The sequence below is a fragment of the Dapis hubbardiae BLCC-M172 genome, from assembly GCF_050016015.1.
GTDB lineage: Bacteria > Cyanobacteriota > Cyanobacteriia > Cyanobacteriales > Microcoleaceae > Trichodesmium.
This window is the reverse complement of the sequence record NZ_JBNHEQ010000069.1, coordinates 47,151-71,135: the sequence shown is the minus strand read 5'-3', so window position 1 is coordinate 71,135 and position 23,985 is coordinate 47,151. Positions and strand designations below refer to the sequence as shown.

The 23,985-nt window shown below is 35.6% G+C and carries 16 protein-coding genes and 1 pseudogene; 6 read left to right on the top strand and 11 right to left on the bottom strand.

The window, feature by feature from the left end; genetic code table 11:
* Positions 1 to 54: 54 nt before the first annotated feature.
* On the bottom strand, positions 55 to 3,705 hold the full coding sequence (locus tag ACP6PK_RS07105) for an adenylate/guanylate cyclase domain-containing protein (RefSeq protein ID WP_426558985.1): 3,651 nt from the start codon (positions 3,703 to 3,705) through the stop codon (positions 55 to 57).
* A 671-nt stretch (positions 3,706 to 4,376) separates the two neighbouring features.
* On the opposite strand from ACP6PK_RS07105, the gene ACP6PK_RS07100 reads away from it, so the two are divergent.
* On the top strand, positions 4,377 to 4,499 hold the full coding sequence (locus ACP6PK_RS07100; protein WP_426558983.1) for a hypothetical protein: 123 nt from the start codon (positions 4,377 to 4,379) through the stop codon (positions 4,497 to 4,499).
* Between the two features lie 218 nt (positions 4,500 to 4,717).
* On the opposite strand, the gene ACP6PK_RS07095 is transcribed toward ACP6PK_RS07100, so the two are convergent.
* Entirely contained in the window at positions 4,718 to 6,013 is a 1,296-nt protein-coding gene (locus ACP6PK_RS07095) for a Rid family detoxifying hydrolase (protein WP_426558981.1), read from the bottom strand.
* Between the two features lie 561 nt (positions 6,014 to 6,574).
* On the opposite strand from ACP6PK_RS07095, the gene ACP6PK_RS07090 reads away from it, so the two are divergent.
* Both ACP6PK_RS07090 and ACP6PK_RS07085 read left to right on the top strand, forming a co-directional pair.
* Positions 6,575 to 7,090 carry a pentapeptide repeat-containing protein gene (locus ACP6PK_RS07090; protein WP_426558979.1) on the top strand — a complete coding sequence of 172 codons (516 nt, stop codon included), beginning with the start codon at positions 6,575 to 6,577 and terminating at the stop codon, positions 7,088 to 7,090.
* Between the two features lie 189 nt (positions 7,091 to 7,279).
* On the top strand, positions 7,280 to 8,275 hold the full coding sequence (locus tag ACP6PK_RS07085) for a threo-3-hydroxy-L-aspartate ammonia-lyase (RefSeq protein ID WP_426558977.1): 996 nt from the start codon (positions 7,280 to 7,282) through the stop codon (positions 8,273 to 8,275).
* A gap of 875 nt (positions 8,276 to 9,150) precedes the next feature.
* Here ACP6PK_RS07085 and ACP6PK_RS07080 read toward each other — a convergent pair.
* The gene (locus tag ACP6PK_RS07080) at positions 9,151 to 9,597 is read right to left on the bottom strand and encodes an NUDIX domain-containing protein (RefSeq protein WP_426558975.1); all 447 of its coding nucleotides are present in this window, start codon (positions 9,595 to 9,597) and stop codon (positions 9,151 to 9,153) included.
* 469 nt (positions 9,598 to 10,066) lie between these two features.
* Here ACP6PK_RS07080 and ACP6PK_RS07075 point away from each other — a divergent pair, with 469 nt between their 5' ends.
* Positions 10,067 to 10,336: a hypothetical protein gene (locus tag ACP6PK_RS07075; protein WP_426558973.1), complete on the top strand. Its 270-nt coding sequence runs from the start codon at positions 10,067 to 10,069 to the stop codon at positions 10,334 to 10,336.
* Positions 10,337 to 10,867: 531 nt separating this feature from the next.
* Here ACP6PK_RS07075 and clpS read toward each other — a convergent pair.
* The 4 genes from clpS to pcrA form a co-directional block, all read right to left on the bottom strand.
* Positions 10,868 to 11,209, bottom strand: coding sequence for an ATP-dependent Clp protease adapter ClpS (clpS, locus tag ACP6PK_RS07070; RefSeq protein ID WP_094671592.1), 342 nt, complete (start codon positions 11,207 to 11,209; stop codon positions 10,868 to 10,870).
* A gap of 122 nt (positions 11,210 to 11,331) precedes the next feature.
* Positions 11,332 to 12,846, bottom strand: a complete 1,515-nt coding sequence (gene glpK / locus ACP6PK_RS07065) for a glycerol kinase GlpK (protein WP_426558987.1) — start codon at positions 12,844 to 12,846, stop codon at positions 11,332 to 11,334.
* A 551-nt stretch (positions 12,847 to 13,397) separates the two neighbouring features.
* Positions 13,398 to 15,152 (bottom strand): ArnT family glycosyltransferase, encoded by a 1,755-nt coding sequence (locus ACP6PK_RS07060; protein ID WP_426558971.1) that lies wholly within the window; start codon positions 15,150 to 15,152, stop codon positions 13,398 to 13,400.
* Positions 15,153 to 15,762: 610 nt separating this feature from the next.
* Positions 15,763 to 18,099 (bottom strand): DNA helicase PcrA, encoded by a 2,337-nt coding sequence (pcrA, locus tag ACP6PK_RS07055; protein WP_426558969.1) that lies wholly within the window; start codon positions 18,097 to 18,099, stop codon positions 15,763 to 15,765.
* A 678-nt stretch (positions 18,100 to 18,777) separates the two neighbouring features.
* Between pcrA and ACP6PK_RS07050 the strand changes: the two genes are divergently transcribed.
* Positions 18,778 to 19,866 (top strand): pentapeptide repeat-containing protein, encoded by a 1,089-nt coding sequence (locus ACP6PK_RS07050; RefSeq protein ID WP_426558967.1) that lies wholly within the window; start codon positions 18,778 to 18,780, stop codon positions 19,864 to 19,866.
* Between the two features lie 131 nt (positions 19,867 to 19,997).
* Here ACP6PK_RS07050 and ACP6PK_RS07045 read toward each other — a convergent pair whose 3' ends face one another.
* Positions 19,998 to 20,255, bottom strand: a complete 258-nt coding sequence (locus ACP6PK_RS07045) for a type II toxin-antitoxin system Phd/YefM family antitoxin (RefSeq protein WP_426558965.1) — start codon at positions 20,253 to 20,255, stop codon at positions 19,998 to 20,000.
* A 335-nt stretch (positions 20,256 to 20,590) separates the two neighbouring features.
* Positions 20,591 to 21,679: pseudogene (locus ACP6PK_RS07040) on the bottom strand (AAA-like domain-containing protein).
* Between the two features lie 389 nt (positions 21,680 to 22,068).
* Here ACP6PK_RS07040 and ACP6PK_RS07035 point away from each other — a divergent pair.
* Positions 22,069 to 22,839, top strand: a complete 771-nt coding sequence (locus ACP6PK_RS07035) for a hypothetical protein (protein ID WP_426558963.1) — start codon at positions 22,069 to 22,071, stop codon at positions 22,837 to 22,839.
* Positions 22,840 to 23,101: 262 nt separating this feature from the next.
* Here the strand turns inward: ACP6PK_RS07035 and ACP6PK_RS07030 are convergent, their stop codons facing one another.
* A complete protein-coding gene (locus ACP6PK_RS07030) occupies positions 23,102 to 23,296 on the bottom strand; it encodes a hypothetical protein (protein WP_426558961.1) in 195 nt (64 codons plus the stop codon).
* A gap of 186 nt (positions 23,297 to 23,482) precedes the next feature.
* The gene (locus tag ACP6PK_RS07025) at positions 23,483 to 23,890 is read right to left on the bottom strand and encodes a phosphomannose isomerase type II C-terminal cupin domain (protein ID WP_094676149.1); all 408 of its coding nucleotides are present in this window, start codon (positions 23,888 to 23,890) and stop codon (positions 23,483 to 23,485) included.
* Positions 23,891 to 23,985 lie beyond the last annotated feature (95 nt).

Sequence of the window (23,985 nt, the reverse complement as noted above, 5' to 3'; positions counted from 1 at the left end):
GTAACGGTTTTAACCAGAGGTAATTATCAATTATCCATTATCAATTATCAATTATCAATTATTGAACCTATCTATCAACCAATAAGTAATCATTTCTCCCCTACCTTTAACTGGAATAGACCCCCGTGACTCTAATAAAAAGTTATCTTTTAAAAGTTGATAAGTAGCTTCCGTGAGTTGAATTTTACTAGATATTCCACTTGATTCCATCCGAGATGCTACATTTACTGTATCACCCCACAAATCATAAATAAACTTTTTAATGCCAATAACTCCTGCTACTACAGGTCCAGTATTAATACCAATACGAATTTGGAAAGCTTCTCCTCGATCGTTAAAAAATTTCCTAATTGCCTTTTGCATATCTAATGCCATATTAGCGATCGCCTCTGCATGATCTTCTCTAGCTGTGGGTAAACCACCAACAACCATATAAGAATCTCCAATTGTTTTAATTTTTTCTAAATCATGTTGTTCAGTTAATTTATCGAAAACTGAGAAAATTTGATTCAGCATATCCACCAGTTCACTGGGAGATATCCGAGCCGAAAAACCAGTAAAATCGACAATATCAGCAAATAAAATAGTCACATTTTCAAACCGTTTGGCAATCGGATGTTGATTTTGTTTTAATTTTGTAGCAATCTGAGCAGGTAAAATATTCAACAATAAGTGGTCAGATTTTTGTTGTTCTAATCGCAGAGCAGTTTCTACATATTTACGTTTTGTAATGTCTTGAATAGTACCTTCATAGTAAAGTATTTCTCTGTCAATATTGCGAACTACACGAGCATTTTCAGAAATCCAGATTACACTACCATCGGCACGATAAACCTCTGATTCAAAATTCGATACAGAACCATATTTTTCAAGATTAGCAATAAACTCAGAGCGACGATTTTGATTAACATATAATTGTTGGGCAAGATCGGTTATCTGATTCTTTAACTCTGTTTCTGAGGAAAAACCATACATTTTTAATAATGCTGGATTTGCACTAATAAAGCGTCCATCAGGAGTAGTTTGAAATATCCCTTCTGCTGTATTTTCGAAGATGCTACGGTATTTTTCCTCTGCTTTTTGCAGTGCATCTAGCACCCGTTTGCGTTCTGTAATATTACGCGCCACCCAAATTACACAGTTATCTGGTAATGGTGAAATGCTAGCAGTAAACCAAATTTCATCAGGTTTAGGAATGGGAGAATGGGGATGAGGAAGTGATTCACTAGATTGGTAATTAGGAACTTTACATGAGATACCCCATACAGAATTATACTCTTGGCGCTTAGGATCATTCTGTTGATTATTAGATACGAGCAGACTATATTCTAAATTCACAGTTTCCTTTGTATTCAGCACCCGTTGAATATTAATCATAAATAGATTAGCTTGTTTAGGGGGTAAAACCTCATAAACACTTTTGCCAATCAATTCATTGATAGGAGTATACAATACCTCCGAATTAGTAGATAAGATTTTGACATATCTACCTTGAGCATCGAAGACAGTAATTACATCAGTCATTGCTTCAAACAACACCCGTAGTTCTGCTTCCGATTTTCGTAAGGCAGTCTCTACACGATGACGTTCTGAAATTTCCGTCATTAGCAAACGATTTGATTGTCTTAAAGCTTTAGTTCGTTCCTCAACCTTGCTTTCTAACTGCTGATTAGCTCTTTGTAAAGCTTCCTGTGCTTCTTTCCGTTGTGTAATATCCTCAACAGTTCCCTCATAACGAATTAATTGACCATCTCGATCCCAAACAGCTTTAGCATTTTCAGATATCCAAATTAGACTGCCATCTCGACGATAAATTTGTGATTCGTAGTTAACTACAGCACCCTGCTCCTTTAATTTTTGCATAAATTGCTCTCGGTATTTAGTATTACCGTAAAGTTGATGTTGTAAGCAGATGACATTAGCAATCACTTCTTTAGGAGAATCATAACCATAAATTCTAGCTAATGCTGGGTTAGCACTGATAAAGTATCCATCTGGAGTTGCTTGGAAAATTCCTTCAACAGCATTTTCAAAGATAGTACGATATCTTTCTTCAGCTTGTCGTACTGCTGCTTCTGCATACTTGCGGTCACTAATATCAATACCTATCGCAAAAGCAGCTGCTCCTTGAGCATATTTCTTGGAGACAATTAAATAATTTCGGGCAGTACCATTAACGTAAGCAGATACTTCTCGATAGTCATCCTCAGCAGGACTGGCAAAGAATTGTCCCATAAACTCACTAAATTCTTGACTAGCTTTGAGAAAGCCAATATTTTGACCTACAAAAGCTTCTTGAGGTAAATTGTAGGTTTGTGCTAAGTGTTTATTAACTCCTAAGTAGCGTAAATCTGAGCTTACCCAAGATACAATTCCTGGTACTGCTTCTAAAATAGTTTTGAACTGTTCTTGAGTTGCTCCAAGTTCTAACTCTGCTTGTCTGTGTTCGGTAATATCAATCCCCACTACAAATGCTGCTTGATTGTGATTATATTTGCGAGCAACTATTAAATAATTTCGATATAAATTGTGGTGTTTTGAACTAATTTCAGAGGTTATTTCCTGGTGAGGACTAGCAAAAAAATCTTGGAGCAAAGAGTGAAATTTAGAATTATTGTCTACAAAACCAATATTTTTTCCTATAAATTCGGCTCGTGGAAGGTTAAATGTATCAGCTAATTTTTGATTGACTTCAATATAGGTTAAATCTGAATTAATCCATGAAACCATTCCGGGAACAGCTTCTAATACTGTTTCTAGTTGTTCTTTACTAACTAACAGATTTTTTTCTGCTTGTTTGCGCTCGGTAATATCTATACCTACTACAAAGGCAGCTTGGTTTTCATTGTACTTTTCGGCAACAATCAAATAGCTTCGATATTTCCCATAAATTTCTGATACAAATTCACCTATTATTTCGGGTTCATTACTAGCAAAAAACTTCTCAATAAAATCATAAAATTCATAATTTGTTCCTAAAAAACCAATATTTTTCCCCGGAAATTCTGCTCTGGGTATACCAAAAATGTCGGCTAATTCCTGATTAACTTCTATATAATTCAAATCTGAACTAATCCAAGATACTGTACCTGGTACTGCTTCTAATACAGTTTCTAACTGTTCTTTTGCTTTTATTAACCTTTTTTCTGCTTGTTTGCGTTCGGTAATATCTATACCTACTACAAAGGCGGCTTGGTTTTTATTATACTTTTCTGCAACCACTAAATAATTGTGAGGTTCACCATGAACCATTGATATAATTTCACGAGTTGTTTCTAAGTAAGAACTCTCAAAAAACTCTTCTACAAAGTCATTAAATTCAGAACTTGCTCCTAAAAAACCAATATTTTGGTCTACAAATTTTTCTCTGGGTATACCAAAAATATCAGCTAATTGCTGATTCACTTCTATATAGCGTAAATCCGAACTAATCCAAGATACTGTACCTGGTACTGCTGCCAAAACTGTTTGTAACTGTTCTTTAGCTATTTTTAAATCTTTTACTGCTTGTTGGTGTTCAACAATTTCTTCTATTAACTGATCGTTTGATTCTTTTAGTGCTGCAGTACGCTCTTGAATTATATTATTTAATTCTTGTCCTGTTAAGTTGGAATTTGAATTGGCTTCTTCAAGTTCACTAACAGTTTGACGCAGTTCTATTAACTCTTTAATTAGTTCATCTTTAGTCTTATCTTGATCGTTCATAATTTCAACATCTTATGATACTATACAAAGAAATTTATTCAAGTTTAACTATGTATTTATTCATAAATAATTATCTTGATTTTTATCAAATTTTGGGATAAATAAATCTCATAATGTTGCCAACTAAAAACTATATAAGCTGCAAGTTAACTTGATTGATAAAGCCTACAATTTTAAATTTACTTATCTCTATTCGACAAGTTTAATATGTCAAGAATGTATGAAATATTTGTGGGATTATCTAGTAGATGCTTTCGAGAAAAATTCCGATTGACTATTATGTAGATTTTTCTCCGATTTAATATCTCTGTATTTCTACTTTTGAGGAGATTACTACAATAATATAAATGCACTATCTTCTATTTTAACATATACATTTCTTAAGTGTCAAAATTAGCCGTAAGCTAGAAATAATTTGTTAGTTTGAGCATAACTAAGTAGCTAAATTTGAGATTTGTTAAGATTCTCAGTCACAGTTGTGTAGATAATATCCGGAAAATATAGCTGAAGTCAGAAATCAGAAGTCAGAAGTCAGACGTTTTAATGAAGAAGGAAAAACCTTACAGTGCTTTTGCTGATACATGACCTTATATAGAACCCCTGAAGGGATCTATTTGAGAGTAGGGGAGTAGGGGAGTAGGGGAGTAGGGGAGTGGGGGTAGGGACGTTGCATGCAACGTCCGTACGGGAGTGTAGAGAGATGGGGAGATGGGGAAATGGGGAGATGGGGTGTATTAGATATCTCCCACTCATCCCATCATCAAATCAATTATTACCGATTTTTTATCAATTAATTCTCCCTCCAACCTATTTTCTGGAGATACGCTTATGGCTTTTATAAGAGCTAAAACCCAGTAGGGGCGAATTCGCATTTACAAGCAGAAATCACTCCTACTGTGGTCTAGGTAAATGAAAACTACAGTAAATCTAGGGTGGGTATTTCTGTAAGTTGTATAGGGATGATACCAACAAAGATTATATTATTCACCCTTTCTACCTAAGCTAAAACTTTCTATAATACAGCAATACAGTCAATTTCTACAAGTACGTCTTTGGGTAAACGTGCTACTTCTACACAAGCACGAGCGGGTGCATTTTCCGGGTCGAAGTATTTGGCGTAAATATTATTGACGGTAGCGAAGTCGTCCATGTTTTTCAGGAAGACTGTGGTTTTGACGACATTTGACCAAGTGGCTCCTGCTTCAGTGAGGATAGCTTCGAGGTTTGCCATGACTTGTTCTGTTTGTTTACTTACATCGTCGGTATAGACTATTTGATTAATTCTAGTGTCGATCGCTATTTGACCAGAGACAAAGAGCATTTGGCCAGTGGTGGCGATCGCTTGATTATATGGGCCAACTGGGTCTGGTGCTTTGTCAGTTTTGATTATTTTACGGGTTGTCATATTCTGATTTGTTGTTTCTTTTGTTGGTTGATTATCGGTAGGTGTTTCTGATTGAAAATTTTCAGGTTGATACATTTCACCATCTGGCATTATTGCATAAGTAAAGTTGGTTTCTTCAACTTTCCACCCGTAAACTTTAGCATCTGTTAAATCTGCTATTTGAAGATTTGCCCTAGTTAAATTTGTCTTAGTTAAATTTACCTTTTTGAGACTTGTTCTTTCTAAATTTGCATTTTCTAGGGAAGTTTTTTGTAGATTAGCATTGTCTAATATTGCTCCTGTTAGGTCTACATTTTTCATATTTAAACATGACATATCTAAAGATAAATTTACTGCTCGTAATTTGGCAGACTGTAGATTTGATTGTTTAAAATTAACGCCCTTTAGAATTGCCCAACTAAGTTCAGCTTCAAATAAATTTGTTTCTGACATATTAGCAGCATAAAGGTTTGCTCTAGCTAAGTTGGCATTTTTTAGAGAGGCTTTACTGAGATTAGCAGATGTTAAGATTGCTCCACCAAAATTAGTTTTTTCTAGATTACTATTAGTAAAATTTGCTGTGTTTAAATTAGCTTTACTTAAATCAGCATTGCTAATATCTGACCAGCTTAAATTAACAGAAGTTCCATCTACTAATTCACTCAAATTTGCACCTACTAAAGATACTCGACTTAGTTGAGTACCATTCAATTTAGCTCTACTCAAATTTGCTCTAGTCAAATCTGTCACTTCAAGTCTTGCATTACTTAGATTTGTATTTGATAAATCAGCTTCAGTTAAATCTGCTCCTCTTAGGTCTATACCATTTAAGTCTGCACCTTTAAGGTCTACTCCTCTTAAATTTTCAGCTCCAAAATTTCTGATTCCTTCAGCATATTTTTCTAGGAGTTCCTGAGCATCCATAATTTTCCTGTGAATTAATTTTTTATGATTTTACTACTATTGATATTCAACAATTTATCAAGCAAATATATAACTATAAGAAATAACTCGTGAAAAAAAACTGTAGGGGTTTGGAATAGGGGTTTGGAGACCAAACCCCTACGGAAATGACACAAGTTATTTTATCAGTTAGATTTTGGGGCGGGTTTATTTCATCTGATGGTTAAGCTCGTAAATTTAAACTAGAAACCGACCGTACTATTACAACATTTTGGGTATGTCATACCCCTACGTTAAAATCTTACAAGCTGTTGATAAGTGCTATATTTCTACCTAATTATATTTATAGAAAAGGATTAACGTTCCCCAAAATATTATGCCGATAATTAATAACACTGCTATAGTAATTTCCACAGTTATAAAGTACATCTACGATCCCCCTAAATCTCCCTAAAAAAGGGGGACTTTGAAGGCTACCCCCTTTTTTAGGGGGGCCGGGGGGGATCTAAAACTATTAAAAAACTGTTATAGCTATATATAATATATAGATGTAAACCCAAATAAAAATTAATCACTATAAAAATGAAAAAAATTACTACTATTACCCTTTTATTAATTGCCGGATTAGCAACACCTATCCTAGCAGAAAATGTCGATCAACTCCGACAATTTTTAGATAACCCATCAGCAGTTTGTCAAGGATGCGACCTTAGTGGAGCTGACCTTAGTAATATCAGACGACGAGGTGCAAAACTCAGACAAACTAACTTAAAAAATGCCGACTTAAGTAACAGTAATTTTAGTGCTTCTTTCTTTACTTGTGCTGACCTAGCTGATGCTAACCTAAAAAATACTAATCTCCAATGGTCGAATTTTGTTGATGCTAATCTTCGTGGAGTTGACCTTAGAGGTGCTGACCTAAGTAATACAGATTTAAGTGGTGCTATTTTCGAGGGTGCTTTAACAGAAGGAGTCATATTAGAAGGAGCAAAAATGCCTGATGGAGCAACTATTTATGATGGTCGTGGTTTAGAATCATTTCAGCCAAGACCAATTTTTTCTCAACAAAGAGTTCAATGTTTGGGAGACCAAAAATAATATTAATTACCAAATCATTTCTCAAACTTATTTCTTTATTTTTTCCTCTTATTTATTTCTTGAAATAGAGAAATCCACCCTTATGTTGTAACATTTTATCGTAGGGGTTTGGTCTCCAAACCCAAGCAAAAATCCGATTTGGAAACCAAACCCCTACAGTTTTTTTCACGAATCATTTCATATTGCTATATGTCTATAGATCACTCAACATCTATCAAAAATTTTCCAGTTAATTACAATAAAATTACAGCAGCAGCTAATCATTTATATTCTGTAGCTCACCGCACACCTGTAATAACTTCAACTACTGTAAATAAACTGACTAACTGTGAAGTATTTTTTAAGTGTGAAAATTTTCAACGTACAGGTTCTTTTAAGTTTAGAGGAGCTTACAATGCTCTATCTCAACTATCAGAAACTCAAAAACAATTGGGGGTATTAACCTATTCTTCTGGAAATCATGCTCAGGCGATCGCTCTAGCAGGTAAATTGTTAAATATTCCCACAACTATTGTCATGCCAAACAATGCTCCAGAAGTTAAAAAATCTGCTACTCGTGGTTATGGAGCTGAGATAATTTTCTACGATATAAATGAAACAACTAGAGAAAAATTAGCGGCAAAAATTGCTGAAGAAAGAGGTTCTATAATTATTCCACCTTATGACCATCCTGATATTATTGCCGGACAAGGTACGACCGCTTTAGAATTAATTGAAGAGGTAGGACATTTAGATTTACTATTAGTATGTTGTGGTGGTGGAGGTTTACTTTCTGGCTGCGCGATCGCCACTAAAAATCTATTAAAAAACTGTCGAGTTGTGGGAGTTGAACCGAAAAATGCGGATGATGCAACTCGGTCTTTTTATTCTAAAACTCTGCAAACTGTACATAATCCTAATACTATTGCGGATGGTGCTAGAACGCCCTATTTAGGGAAGTTAAATTTTCCATTAATTTTGAATTATGTTGATGATATGGTGACAGTTTCAGAGTCAGAAATTTTAAGAACAATGTATTTTATATGGGAGAGAATGAAGTTAGTAATAGAACCAACTGGAGCTTTAGCAGCAGCAGCTTTATTAGAAGGTATTGTTAAAGTTTCTGGTGTTAGAGTGGGAGTAATTATTAGTGGTGGAAATGTAGATTTAAAACAAGTGGGAGAGTTGTTTAAATCTATCGTTTGACTGTAGATATAGCAATCCTAAATAGGTTGTCAGATATTACCGAAAAATCAATAAACGTAGGGGTTTGGTCTCCAAACCCTTTTTTCGCTGAATAGGATTTAGTAAATACTGAAACTGCTATGAAATGGAACCATTAAATAAGCTTTTCAGATTACCGAACTCCCAAGGGTTTTAACAACTAGGTAATTATTCATTATCGAGTATCAATCAATAAACGTAGGGGTTTGGTCTCCAAACCCTTTTTTCGCTGAATAGGATTTAGTAAATACTGAAACTGCTATGAAATGGAATCATTAAATAAGCTTTTCAGATTACCGAACTGCCAAGGGTTTTAACAACTAGGTAATTATTCATTATCGAGTATCAATTAATAAACGTAGGGGTTTGGTCTCCAAACCCTTTTTTCGCTGAATAGGATTTAGTAAATACTGAAACTGCTATGAAATGGAATCATTAAATAAGCTTTTCAGATTACCGAACTGCCAAAATAAAATCCTTTGGATTTGGAGACCAAACCCCTACAGTTTTGTTCACAAATTATTACTGCCAAAATAAAATCCTTAACTGAACTGTATTGTATTTGCGCTTGGGTTTGGAGACCAAACCCCTACAGTTTTGTTCACAAATCATTGATAATTAGTATAATTTAATCTAACAATTTTAAAATTGAAAAACTCAAATAAATAGTTATTAAATTATTCAAAAATTAAAAATTACAACTAATGGATTTGGATACTTTATTAGAACATTATAGATATTAGGGAAGACCAAGATATTGAGTTTAAGTCTACTAAAAATACTTTCCAAAAAAATATTTTGTCAACCCTCTCAGCTTTTGCTAATACAGATTTATCAGAAGAGGTAATTATTAATTATTAATTATTAATTGTTGAACCAACTCTTGGTCTAATACCATAATGACGATAGCGCAAATAATCTTGAATAATGCGGTTGTGGTCAAAACAAAGATTTGTGGGAATTTGCCAAGGTTCAAATATGTCTAAATTTTTCGCATCATCTGCTGCTTTCGGTTCCCCAGTCGCAGTGGCAATAAATACCACACTCATAGTATGCTGACGGGGGTCGCGGTTGGGGTCAGAATAAACATAAAATAGTTCGATTAATTCTACTTCTAAACTCGTCTCCTCTTTTGCTTCTCGTCGCGCTGCGGTTTCGACAGATTCTCCATAGTCAACAAACCCACCAGGAATTGCCCAACCAAAAGGTTCGTTTTGCCTTTCTATCAGTACAATAGGTCGTCCGGGTCGGTTGATTAATTCAATAATAGTATCAACAGTGGGAGTGGGATTACGATAGGTCATTTCAGTTATCAGTTATCAGTTAACAGTACCTCCTACTGAATTAGGAGAACAGAAAATTGGAATTTTCTTTTTTATCCCCTTGAAAGAGGACAGTTAAGACCTTATTTCTTGGTCATGTTAATTTTTGAGAGACAATCATATTGAATTTTATCTGTCTTGCTCAAAGTTGCCAAGGAATTTTAGATTTTAATTATTTATCGTTCTTATGTCCAAACAAGGCGGGAGGAGAAAGTTTTTTTTGATTACTAATTCAGCGGACATGATATTAGCTATCAGCTTTTGGAGAGTTATCATAATGTTACAAATTTATAAGTATACCTTAACTTCTATGCTATAATAAATAATAATGAGAAAGAAGTTTAAATACCTAGTAGAAAATACTTAATCAACAATCAGCTCACAAGAGGATAGTGCGAGGTATATAAAAATAAATTTCTTTTCTCACCATGACAATAGAGGAGGTGCTTGTATGTCTACTATTAGCTATACTGAGAAAAAGTATACTCTCATTCATACTGACCCAATATATGCTGAGAAAAAGTATACTCTGATCCGGAATGAGCCAAAAAAGTCTAAGCAGGTAGAACCGAAAAAGAAGCATATAAAAAAAAGAGCAAAGATCAAACCTAAAGCAAAAGTTGAAGAAGATTTAGTTGAGACATATTGGCATCAATCAGACCATGAATCTTTTCAGAATTTATTGATGAGATTTATTTATGGATTCGTCATTCCTCTGTGATTTTTAATACTTTTATTGAGGAAACTTTCTGTTTATCTAACTAGCACTAATTTAATAATTCACACAACTTTTGTACTGTCTAAATATAGTAGTTATCAACTCAGGCCGGACTTAATTAATGGATAATGGATAATGGATAATGGATAATTAATAATTATTCGGTAAAAATAAATAGTATTTACCGATAAAACTTTGATGAGAACTAACGAAATAGTCTGGAAATATTAAGGTTGACTTAATGTTTTACCGAATAATTTAAGGTTTAAAGCCTCTCACTCGCCGTGGAGAAACAAGAAAAAATTTTCCTTTTATTCAATCATCTTCCTTTTAGGGAGAGATAATTATCAATTATCCATTATTGAAAGGTATTTATTCAGTAAGTGAAGCTCTCTCCCGTTAAATCAAAGATTATAACAGGAGCTTCACAATTATCCGAGCAATCAGTTTGAAAACCCCATAGTCTTTACTGTATCTAGAATTGGTTAAGGTTGAATCCTCAATAAGATTTAATGTAAAAAGCCACAACCTTCTTCAAGCTTTTTCCAAGGGGGCCATTGTTAAGCCAGCGCGACTCAATTGCTGATGGTACAATTCTGCTTGTTCTAGAGGTCCAACCCAGACGATCGCTTGACCTTCGTTATGAACCTGGTGAGTTAGTTCCCAAGCAAGATCGCTTGTCATGCCAGGAATATATTTTTGTAGACATTCGGCGACGTGCTTAAATGTATTTACATCGTCATTCAGAACAATGACTTTGTAGTTGGGATATGGCTTATTAACAACTTGACCAGACTGTTTAGGAGCAAGAGTTGCAGATGAACTACCCCCTCCTCCAATTGCGACAATTCCTGTGATGGAATTTTTAGGACTCATAGGACTATTCTCCTTTATACATCAATAAAATTACAAAATTACATTGGGATAATTTATACATATTTTAGCTGGTTAAGGTAGGGAACGAGTGTAGCGCTACGCGCAAGTCAGAAAGTCAACAATTATTCAATCCAATTCTTTGCCCTACTAACAGCTTTTTGCCAAACGACAAAACTCTCCTGAGCTGATTGAAAATTTTCACTAGGATTAAATACCTGCTCTGGTTGACTATTACTCAGCAATTTCTGATAATCATCCCACAAACCAACTGTCAAACCAGCAGCAAAAGCAGCACCTTGAGCTGTAGCATCAATAAAAGCAGGGCGCTCAACCGGAATACCCAACAAGTCTGCCTGAAATTGCATCAAAAAATTATTTTGAGAAGCTCCACCATCGACTTTAAGATTTGCTATGGAGAACTTACTATCCTTATTCATAGCATCCACAACTTCTTTAACTTGAAAAGCGATCGCTGACAAAACTGCTCTGACGATATGTTCTCGTTGCACACCTCCAGTAATTCCTAGAAAAGCACCGCGAGCATTCATATCCCAGTGGGGTGCCCCCAAACCACTTAAAGCAGGTACAAAATAAACACCATTAGTATCTTTTACTTGTAGCGCCAAATGTTCGGTTTCTGCTGCGGAGTCAATAATTTTCATCCCGTCGCGCAACCACTGAATACAAGCTCCTGTCGTAAACATTGCTCCTTCTAAGGCGTAAGTTGTTTTAAGTTTACCGTTTGCTTCCTGACTCCAAGCTATAGTTGATAAAAGTTGATTTTGAGATTTAGTCAGACTATCTCCAGTATTTGCAATTAAAAAGCTACCTGTACCGTAGGTGCATTTTGACATTCCTGGTAAGTTGCAACCGTGAGCAAATAATGCTGCTTGTTGGTCTCCTAAAACTGTAGCGATGGGAATTGATACGCCGAATAAATCTGGTTTAGTATGACCGAATATGCCAAAACTAGGTTTAATTTCTGGCATTATTTCTCTAGGTATTTGAAACAGGTCTAATAATTCCCGATCCCAGTCTAGAGATTCGATGTTCATTAACATTGTACGACTAGCGTTACTATGATCGGTGGCGTGAACTTTTCCACCAGTTAGTTTCCACAAAATCCAAGTATCAATAGTACCTGCTAAGATATTTTTGAAGTCAATATTGAGTTTTTCTCGCTTTACCCAGTCTAGCAACCACGATAGTTTAGTAGCAGAGAAATAAGCATCTAAAATTAATCCGGTGCGCTGATGAATTTTTTCTGCTTCACCTTTTGCTGCTAATTCTCGACATAAGGATGCAGTACGACGATCTTGCCAAACGATAGCTTTGTGGAGGGGTTTCCCTGTGGTTTTATCCCAAAGAAGACAAGTTTCTCGTTGTACTGTTAAACCGATCGCTTCTACCTTTGAGGCGGAAATTTCAGTATCTCGGAAAACTCGCTCTATCATTGCATAAGTGTCTTCCCAGATTTCTTCAGCATCATGTTCTAACCAACCCGGATATGGATAATATTGGGTAAGTTCTTTGTAAACTTGACCGACACTAGCACCTTGAGAGTTGAATAATATTGCTCGGTTGCCTGTTGTACCCAGGTCGAGCGCAAGAATATATTTTTCTGTATCTGTAGTCATCATACCGTTTCATAGAAGTTATAAAGTCAAAAGTTTATTGTATGAACTGAAAATTTTAGTTGATAATAAGATAGTCTTGCATAGTAATGGTACATGGGGATGAACAATGTCTAGCAAGGGAGCAAGATGCTCTCACTGCTATTTTCTTGCAATCATTTACAGCCACTTGAGCTGATAGCTGAATGCTGAATGCTTAAAGCTATACTTGTTTTTTATTTACCATAATTACTGGTATTTTGACTAGGATTTTTAACTTTTCTTATTACTTTGGCAAATTAGCGATCGCCAATTTGCATTATTGTACATTGGGCAAATATATACTCATCAAGAAACTGTTGATTAAATGATAATTTAATTATCTATGGCTTTTATCGAGTTAGTTAGCTAAAGTTATTTTTTTTCTTTTCTATTTCCTGGTTGCCGAATTATACCAACTCCCAAAAGTCACCCTATCTTTGGATAACACTTCAGTTATTAAGTAATTAATACAGATTGAATCACCTTTTTGTTAATTATTCGGATTTTTAATTCTCTCCTACTCCCCCACTCCCTCACTCCCCTACTCTTCCACTCCTATTGCCATAATATCGATATAACCTCACATTTTGAATAGTGGTTTCTAGAAAATAATTTACTTCTAAATATTGATTCAGAGCATTTCTATATTCAGGACTAATATTATCTTTTTCTGCCAGTAAAATATAACAGGGATTTTTCGCCATAATTTTATCTAATTCTTGCAAAGGATTAGTAGGCAAAATCTGAGACATGGCTGTTAAATGACTAGGAAAAGCATATTTTGTGGGAATTTTTGTCGGCACCAAGTAATAAATTATCGGTTCATAGTTGACTACATAGATATAATCCGTCGATTTAATTCTCTGTCTCAAATATTTAGCAATAAAAGCTTCTCTGTCATCCCATGTATCTATTTTTTGGATATACCGATAATAGATAAATTCCCAATTTTTAGTTAACTTATTATAGCCAGCTTGAGCAAAAGGATATATTAAAATTAAGACCATAATTATATTGGGAAAGGAAGGTAATACAGGAGTTTTTGGCAGAGATGTGCGGAGAATTTCCGGGAATTTTTGGGAAATTATCAAAGTAGGGATTTGACTTTTACCACTTGTTTTTTTCAGTTCTCTTGCTTCCCCATAGTTATGTGCCTCTACTGATTTTTTTTTAGACAAATAAACAGACTTAATAATCACATATCCACTAATCAAACATAAAGGAGGTAATAACTGTAAAAAGTAATGATTATAAAATCGCTTAGATAACAAAACTGCCAAAAAAGCACAGCACAACCAGAGAAATAAATAGATTAAATTTCGTTCCTGTTTAAACTTACCCCTAGCAAATACAAATAAATAAATCGGACTCCAGAACAAACATAACCACAATAAAATATTTCCCAATACCTGTTTTCTAAGTCTACTCAAAAGGTCAGACCAGGAAAAATTAAACATCCCCACATACTTACTATTAGCTATGAGAGTCGCATAAATATACTCATCAAAATATCCAGAAAATTGATAAATAGCTACGATAATAACTGCGGGTAAAATTAAGCCTGCACCTAAAATTAGATAAAACCTAAATAAGGAAAAAGTAAGATTATTCAAAACAAATGAAAATTTTTCCTTTGTTAATCCCTGAAAATTATTTACAGGTTTTCCATTTTCTTTCCTCCTTCCTCCTTCCTTCTTCCTTCTTCCTTCTTCCTTCTTCCTTCTTCCCAATAAAACTAATCCCAAAACATCCATAATTACCAAATATTTTATTTGCATCCCAATTCCAAGAATTAGACCTATCAGAAATACTTTAATATTTGATAATTTCCTATCCTGAAACAATAACAAAAATGCCCCAGTAACAAAAGGAGCAAATAAAATTTCTGCATTGGCAGCCGCACCATCATTATGTAGAGAAAAAATCGCATATAAACTTCCTGCTAATAATCCTATTTTGTCTCCTTGCTTTGGGTCGATATTTGCACCAATTCTATATAAAAAATAACTGGTAAAAGTTGTAGCAATAATAGACAAAATTCTGATAGATACTATAGAATTTCCCAAGATTAGCATTGTTAGGGAAAACAAGATAAAAATACCTGGAGGTTTATTATCCCAAATTTCTATATAAGGGAGGTTGCTATTTAATAGACTATCTGCTGCTAAAATATAGATACTTTCGTCTTTGTCTAGTACAGATACAAATAAAGTCCAGAATCTTAGGAAAAATGATAATAGTATAAATGCGAGAAAAATTATTAGTTTTTGATTGATTTTTTTGGTCATATTGATAAAAGTTTAATGCTTTCTTTCATGGTAGTTTCTTTTGCTGCTATTTCTAGAGAAATTTTTATTGAATATTATTTACTTACCGAAAAATTAAGGTATAAAGCCTCTCCATTCATGGAGAAAAGACAAAAAAAAATCTTTTGAGTCAATCCTCTTCTTTATAAAAAGAGGTAATAATTAATTATTAATTATTAATTATTGAACCTAGCTACTTCATTGTTAGTTCATTCTTTCGTAAACATTCAGATATTAGCCTTTCCTACAGAATGCCACCCATTTATGTCGCGCAGCGTTATGTTGGTGACAGCCGCAAACAGCTTTTAATTAGTAATAATCCTACACCAAGTAATTAATAAGAAAGATTACCAAAGAATGCTGAAAGTAAGTTTAAATTTTCCCTCAATCTTTCAACTTTGATTCTTCCTTGACAAAGAATAATTTATATCAAGTAACATTAATTAACCCTACTGTACGGACGTTGCTACTGTAGGGACGTTGCATGCAACGTCCCTACGAGGTTGGGGAAAGATGTTTATTACAGTCATTTAATGAAACATGATATTAATGGATTACAACTAATAGCTGATGGCTAAATACTTAAATTATTTCAATTCAACTTTTCCATGGGTGCAGTTTTCGGGTCAATAATTTTTTTACTCTTACCAAATTTGATACCTAAACTCATTTTCCTTCCCTCTCCCAAAACATTAGTTACTAACCCCACGCCAAAATTTTCGTGCATCACTTTATCCCCTACTTGCCAACCTTCTGTTTGATTAGTTGTCGCTTTTTTCACAACAGTATTTTTAATCTGACGTTTTGACCGATAAATTACTTTTTTAACAGCATTAGTATTAACCAAATCTCCTGGTAATTCTCCCAAAAATTGAGATGGAATTGTGGCATCTCGCGCTCCCCAAAATTGTCGTCTTTCTGTGGCATAAGAAAGAAATAATTGTTCTTGCGCTCTGGTAATTCCTACATAACAAAGTCGCCTTTCTTCTTCCAAAGATAAAGGGTCATCTATACTCCGAAAATGAGGTAACAAACCCTGTTCTAAACCTACCATAAATACTACCGGAAATTCTAAACCTTTAGCCGAATGTAACGTCATTAACGATACAGCTTCCTGCCCATCTTGGAGGTTATCTAAATCAGAAGCCAAAGAAGCATTTGCCAAAAAACCCCCTAAACTTGTATCCTCATTATCCTCTTGAAACTGAGCAACAGCACTACATAATTCACCTAAATTTGCCAGTCTGTTATCTGCATCTTCCGTACCCTGTTTTTTCAAATCTTGAATATAACCAGAATCCTCCAAAATTCCTTCAACAATTTCCATAGCAGTCAAATTTTCTACCTCATCTTGCCAATGTTGAATTATCTCAGCAAATTTATTCACCGCTTTTGATGAACGACCTGCCAAAGCATTAACTGAAGTTGGATCATTAATAATTTCCCACAAAGGTATTGCCATCTGGGAACTAGCATTTAATAAACTATCAATTGTTGTCTTACCAATACCTCTTCTGGGAGTATTAATAATTCTGATTAAACTAACAGTATCAGCCGGATTAGCAATTACCCGCAAATAAGCCAAAGCATCCTTAATTTCTTTCCGATCATAAAATCTCAATCCCCCAATTATCACATATTTAATATCATAATGAATCAACTTTTCTTCAATAGGGCGTGACTGAGAATTAGTTCGATAAAGCACAGCAAAACTACCTAAATCTAACTCTGGGTTTTGGTCTGTAATTTCCTCAATTTTACTACAAATAAACTCAGCTTCTTCTCGCTCACTTTCAGCCTCATAACAATAAATTTCTTCTCCTAAACCCCTGGTTGGTTTGAGAATTTTATCGATACGTTGAGTATTATTTTCAATCAATTTATTCGCCACTTCCAGAATATTTTCCCGCGACCGATAATTTTCCTCCAACTTAATCATTGTCCGGGTATCTTCATCAGGCAAACCATCACCAAAATCATTCTGAAAATCCAACAAAATTGTATAATCTGCCATGCGGAAAGAATAAATAGATTGGTCTACATCTCCCACCACAAAAACAGAACGATTTTCCCAGTTATTAAAATATCTAGGCTCTTCACCATTAGTAGCTAAATATCTAATAAAATTATATTGAGTCCGATTAGTATCTTGATATTCATCCACTAAAATATGATTAAAACTTTGATGCCAATAAGCCAATACTTGCTCATTTTGGCGAAATAATTCTACAGGTATTCTGATTAGATCGTCAAAGTCAAGAGCATTATTTGCAGCTAAATTATCTTGATAAATTCCGTAGACTTCAGCAATTACTCTGCCCCGATAATCTGGCTGTGATTTTTGAAATTCTTGAGGTGACATTCCTTGGTTTTTAGCATTACTAATAGCATATCTCATAGAACGTGGTTCAAATTTTTTATCGTCTAAGTTTAGCTGTTTAGTAACAATTTGCTTAATCAAACTTTGAGCATCACTTTCATCAAAAATAGAAAAATTTTTATCCCAACGACGTTTTTTTTCATCCTGATATTTGTTAATATCAAACCGCAGAATACGAGCGCAAAGACTATGAAAAGTTCCCATCCATAAATGCTTCGTAATATTTTTATAGACCTGCGATCGCAACCTTGTCTGTTCTTCTGCTGTCAAAGCTGAAAAGGGTTTACCATATTTAGCTTCCGCCTGTTGTTGGGCAAACAATCTCTCAATGCGGTCTTTCATTTCCCGTGCAGCTTTATTTGTAAATGTCACCGCCAGAATATTTTCTGGGTGTACCCGATGATGACGTATTAGATGGGCCACACGATAAGTCAACGCCCTAGTTTTGCCGGAGCCAGCACCCGCCACAACCAACATTGGTCCGCAGAAATGTTGTACTGCTTGGCGTTGAGATAAATTTAGCTGAGAGAGAAAGTCAGTAGTTTGCATAGTTTGGATATTATATACAGCAGTTAATATATTGCATATTATCACTAAAGAGTCCATCTAGTAGGGTGTGTTAGACGGCTTAAATTCAGACTATGAAAGAGATTTAGTAATCCGTCGTAACGCACCATCAATAGTAACAAATGGTATATAGTCTGTTAGACAGTAACGCAACAGAGTGCAATAAGCGTAGGTTGGGTTGACGCAGGAAACCCAACATCAAGAAACGTCGTTTACATTAGCATAGTTTTTTTGTATAAGGTCAGGACTTACGCAAAAAACGAAATTATAAACCATCTGTAGGGGTTAACGTAGTGGTTATGCGTAACTCCTGTAGGTGTAAACCTAGGGTTCGTGCAACGAGTGGCAACCTTATAAAGTTTTGTAAAGATTATAGCCCCCACAATACTGAGGCATTTTTGTATCAATTCTGTTGTTGAACCAGAAAATAAATAAACTTGTCCGCCATCAAACCCTTTAAACAAATCTGCAACATTGACGGAGAACAGTTGAGTTGTTGCTGTAATTATCCGATTGTTATTCCTTGAGGATTATTGGAGGTCAAAAGTAAAATGTAACTATTCAGGTTGAGGTTAGCAAAGTCAAATTAAGTATTTGTACTGTTTGACTTGAGTGAAATTTTGAATAGACTGGAAATACAAAAATTGGAGATTAAATATAATGGCTAATACTGAGCAGCTAGAAATTTTAAGAAAAGGGATTGATACTTGGAATCAGTGGCGAAAACAACAAAGAGATGTTCAAGTAGACCTTAGTGAAGCTAACCTTAGTGAAGCTAACCTTAGTGGAGCTAACCTCAGAGAAGCTAACCTCAGAGAAGCTAACCTCAGAGAAGCTAACCTTAGTGGAGCTAACCTTAGTAGAGCTAGCCTTAACTATGGATCTAACCTTAGTCAAGCTAATCTTATTGGAATTAACCTTAGTCAAGCTAATCTTAGTGGAATTAACCTTAGTCAAGCTAATCTTAGTGGAGCTAACCTCAGAGAAGCTCACCTTAGTAGAGCTAACCTTAGTGGAGCTAACCTTGGTAAAGTTGACCTTAGTAAAGTTGTCTTTAGTCAAGCTAACCTCAGTGGAGCTAACCTTAGTCAAGCTGACCTCAGTGAAGCTGACCTTAGTAGAGCTAACCTCAGTGAAGCTGACCTTAGTAGAGCTAACCTCAGTGAAGCTGACCTTAGTAGAGCTGACCTTAGTAGAGCTAACCTCAGTGAAGCTAACCTCAGTGAAGCTAATCTTAGTGGAGCTAACCTTAGTGGAGCTAACCTTAAAGAAGTCAACTTTAAAGGGGCTGACCTGGGAAAAATTCAACTGAAATCACAAATTGGAGTAGACTACAATCTATTGCAGGAACTTTTAAGTCAGGGGAGATGGAAGCAGGCTGATCAAGAAACAGAAAGGATTCTGCGACAGATATCTGGTTGCCAAGAGAAAACTAATATTGACAAAATTCTCAATCCTAAAATAACATACGCAGAGACACCTACTCCAATCTTCAGGGGACGTCCGGATAGTGTTATGCCAGATGGTATGACAACCAGTATTCCTGATGAAGACTTAAAGGCTATTTATAGTCTTTGGATAAAATACAGTAATGAATCCTCGGATTTTTCTATAGGATCTCTAGATTTCTGGGTGAGTCTTAAAACTGCATTAGAGCATATATGGGATCAAGACAAAGCACTTCGATATGCATACGATCTACAAGAATATAGTGTAAATTATGCTGATTCTGCATACTGCCATGATTGAAATTTCCCAGAGACTAACCACACTCAATAACCTCAAATTATTCTTATCTGTTAATAACTCTAATGCACGTTGAGAAAGTTTTGATGGCTCACTATCCCACTAAATAAAAGTATGTGTATCTAACAGTAATTTCATCGATTTTCCAACCAAAATTCATCTGGTAAAGGTCGATCGAAATCATCACTCATTACCATGGAGCCTAAATTTAATCCAGGTTGAGGTATTTTTTCTAATGGCAATCTAGTTTCAGCAACTGGATTCAGTAGAGTCAATCTAGCAACCGGAATATTATCATTAGTAATGACTATTTCTTGCTCATTTTGAATCGAATAGAGTAATTCAGTAATACTGATTGGTAATTGTTTCAGGTCAAATGTTTTGTTTGACATAGCTTTGTATCTAAAAGTGATATCTTCTAATTATAGCAATGAACTGAAATTAAGGTTATTTTTTTCATATTTTTGATTTTTTTCCTACTTCTAATAATCCAATTTGAGTCCATAATACAATCGACCCAATTAACTGTCCGTAGGTATTAAGGGCGAATGCCATTCGCCCCTACAACAGATATTTGTTGTTACATATACTTACACTTAATCTGTTTATCCGTGCCATAATCTGTGTGAGCGTCGCATTTGCCTACCATCAACCTTATCTAAGTAGTTATTTCATTAGTCTAGTAAGGTGCATTAATGAAATGTAACGCACCGAGTCCAAACAACAATCAACTCAAAACCCCCATAAAAAACGGACGAAATAACTCACAACACAGACTTGCAAGATCGCCTTCCAAATGAACCAACCCCATCTTTTGCAACTGATAACCAAGGGATACTTTTATTTCTATGGGTTTGGGGTTGTTCACAATTTCAGTAAAAATAGGCAATAATTCATCGTAGCGTTGCAAGTTCCACCATTGTTGTTGTAAATGTTCTGCATAAATAGCAGTTGTACTACCAGAATTTTCTAAAAGTTATTCCAGAGTTATAGTCTGTTGCTGTAGGTAATAAAACGCTAACTGCAAACGATAGGGATGTGCGCCCAGAAGAGTAATTAGTTCCTGGATTTGTTGTTGGGTTATTTCTTGTTCGTAGCGCTGTGCTAGATCCTGTACTTGAGCTGGGGTAAATTCAGGGAAATTAATGACTAATCCAGTATTCAACAGGGAAGGAGCGATCGACAGAGGCATCATAATTTCCGTAGAATGAACTGTCACCAGTCGCAGCTTGTGCCAAGGATTACTTTCTGCTACCCCTGCTTTAGCTTGCTCAGACCAGGTTCGCAGAAGTTGGAGAAATTCACGAGCAATATTGGGGTAAGCCAAAAGCTGATTGAGTTCATCAATAGCTATTACCAAAGGGCGATCTAGGTTTGCTAAGATAACATCATTAAAGTAGTCAGTAGCGATTGATTTGCTGCCCAAGGAATTATCCCAAAAATCGGCTATCCGCTCATGGACAATCGCCGTAGACGAATGCACATCAAGCAATTCTAACTCCTTGCTGACTCTAGCACAGAACCATTGTAGGAAACGTTCTAAGTTCTGTAAAATATCAGCATCAGCGAGTTGTAAGTTTAGAGAAACAGTTTGATACCCCAAGGATTTAGCGTAAGCAATGATGCGACTCATTAGGGAAGTTTTGCCCATTTGCTTGGGGGCGCAGATGTTCAACAGTGTACCTGGTTCCTGGATGCCTTCGTAACACAGGGATTCGATGATAGGACGATCAATGTAAAAGACAGAATCTAGGGGTATCTGTCCTCCCGGTGCTGTTAGCGAACGAGGTTGCAGATCGTCTTCTGGTTGAACCATTTTTTTGATTTGGGGGGCGTTGTTGCGATCGCCAAGTATATCGAAAGCAGAATTGTAGTCTGGTTCCAGGAGCGAGCAGGTTTCGGCAGTTAGCATTGGGTTAAGCTCGACTAGATTATCTTGATTGGAATGCAGGTAGAGATAGTCATCCTCTGTCAAGGTTAGATTAAAAGCATGGAAGCAGCACTGCAACGTGCGTTTATCAACTCCTGATGAGCTGGTAAAGACTTTGCTGAGGGTATTGGGGGTTAAACCTGTTGATTCACTGATAGATTCGAGGGTGTACCGTTTGGAGTGTTGCTCAATTTCTGCCTCAGCTTTTGCCTGATTGAGCTTCCTTAAGCCTTCAATAGTTAAGGTTACACCTCGTCGGCGTGCATGGTGGCTCATTGTTATTAGATTTTTTTATTAAAAAGTTTTATAGTTTATCTGGGAAAAGTGAAGATGTACCCTATGGCTATATTTTACAATATGCCAATATCAACTTATATCTAATCGGGATGATTTTATTATACAAAAAATTTACTCCCGATACATTTCCTAAGCTTAAAGGGATAATGATTAAGATTTTTAAGAAATTAACAGCTAATATCATAGACTTTATTAATCAACATGAAATGCCAAGCAAAACTCCTATGGTTTGCTCTCAGTTTGTCTATCAATGTTATCAAGAAGCAGGTGAAGACTATCATTTACAGATAAATAATGGTTGTTTAATCAATGATTCAGAAGAAAATTTAAGTCTCATAGATTGGATGATTAAACATCCAAAAATTATGACCTCTCAGCAACTATTAGCAATGAGAGAAAATCAAGCTAACTTAACCTTAAAAAATAAACCTGAACAGTCTGACCAAGAACTTGCTCAAGAGTTACTAGAGACGTTACAAGCAAAAGATACAAATGTACTCTTAGCAACTGCTGAGATTCCCGAAGACTTAGACGAAGAATTGATATTAGCTGCCCATGAATTGGGAGCAGCAATTTATCAAGCTAATACAATACAAAGGAGTCAACATTTAGAACTTTTGCAGTCGAGTGTACCGATAAATATAGATAAGATTTTGAGTTATCTTAAAGAACAACAAGCTTACTTCGTCACTCCTGGAGATTTATTTAACCACTGTGAAAATTTGATCCAAATAGGTTGCATTGAGTAGCGATCGCCACTCTTGTAGGGTGCTTTAATGAAATGTAACGCACCGCCTATCCCAGGATGTTTCGGTGCGTTACGAATTACGCTTTTTCCTGACGGAATGCTTCGCAAACATGTTGCGGAGCAAAACACGCCCTATTGGACTTTTCAATAATTGATAATTGATAATGGATAATTGATAATTACCTCTCCCTAAAACGGATTGGATTGAATAAAAGGAAAATAAATTCATTGTTTCTCCACGGTGAGTGAGAGGCTTTATACCTTTATTTTTCGGTAATTATCTCCATGGGTAGTCCTGCATAGTAATGGTGAAGATATTTGTAATTTTTCCCGACACTTCCCACACTTCCCACACTTCCCACACTTCCCACACTCTCTCTACCATTACTATGCACCACCAGCATCTCCATGAACGGTGCGTTAGCGACAGCGTAACGCACCCTACTGGACTGTTTCATCTTAAATGTTGCAATAGAAAACTCGCACTTAGATTGCTATCCTGACGGACTGCTCCGCATTCGGTCAGGAAACGCGTTAGCGTTGCGCAGCATGGGACGTAGCAAGATCCCGTAAGGGTAACCCAAAAACAATCTTTCTCCCGTAGGAACGTTGCATGCAACGTCCCTACCCTACTTCCTACTTGGTTAATTATCCTCATCGGGAAAACGAATAATATCGTCTTCGCCAAGATATTCCCCATTTTGAATTTCAATCATTACTAAAGGAATTGTACCAGGATTTTCTACACGATGAGCTGTATTTGCTGGAACATAAGTTGATTGTTTTTGCAAGAGTAATTTTTCGTGACCATCAAACACAACTTTAGCAGTACCAGAAACCACTATCCAATGTTCACTACGATGATAGTGCATCTGGGTACTAATATGATTTTTTGGTTTGACTTCTATACGATTAATTTTGTAACGGGGACCTTGTTCGAGAATTGTGACTTTACCCCAAGGTGGTGTTCTTATCGGACTTTCTTTTTGATTATTAGCTTGTGAATCTAAGACAGGGGTTGCAGGCTGTTGATTATTGTTGGCTTCACTCATAATATATATTTTCTGGATTAAATTCAAGAATAATCTACTTTTACATTCTACCAAAGCTGATGTCATTTAGCTGTGTCTTTTTACCTTCCCTTTAT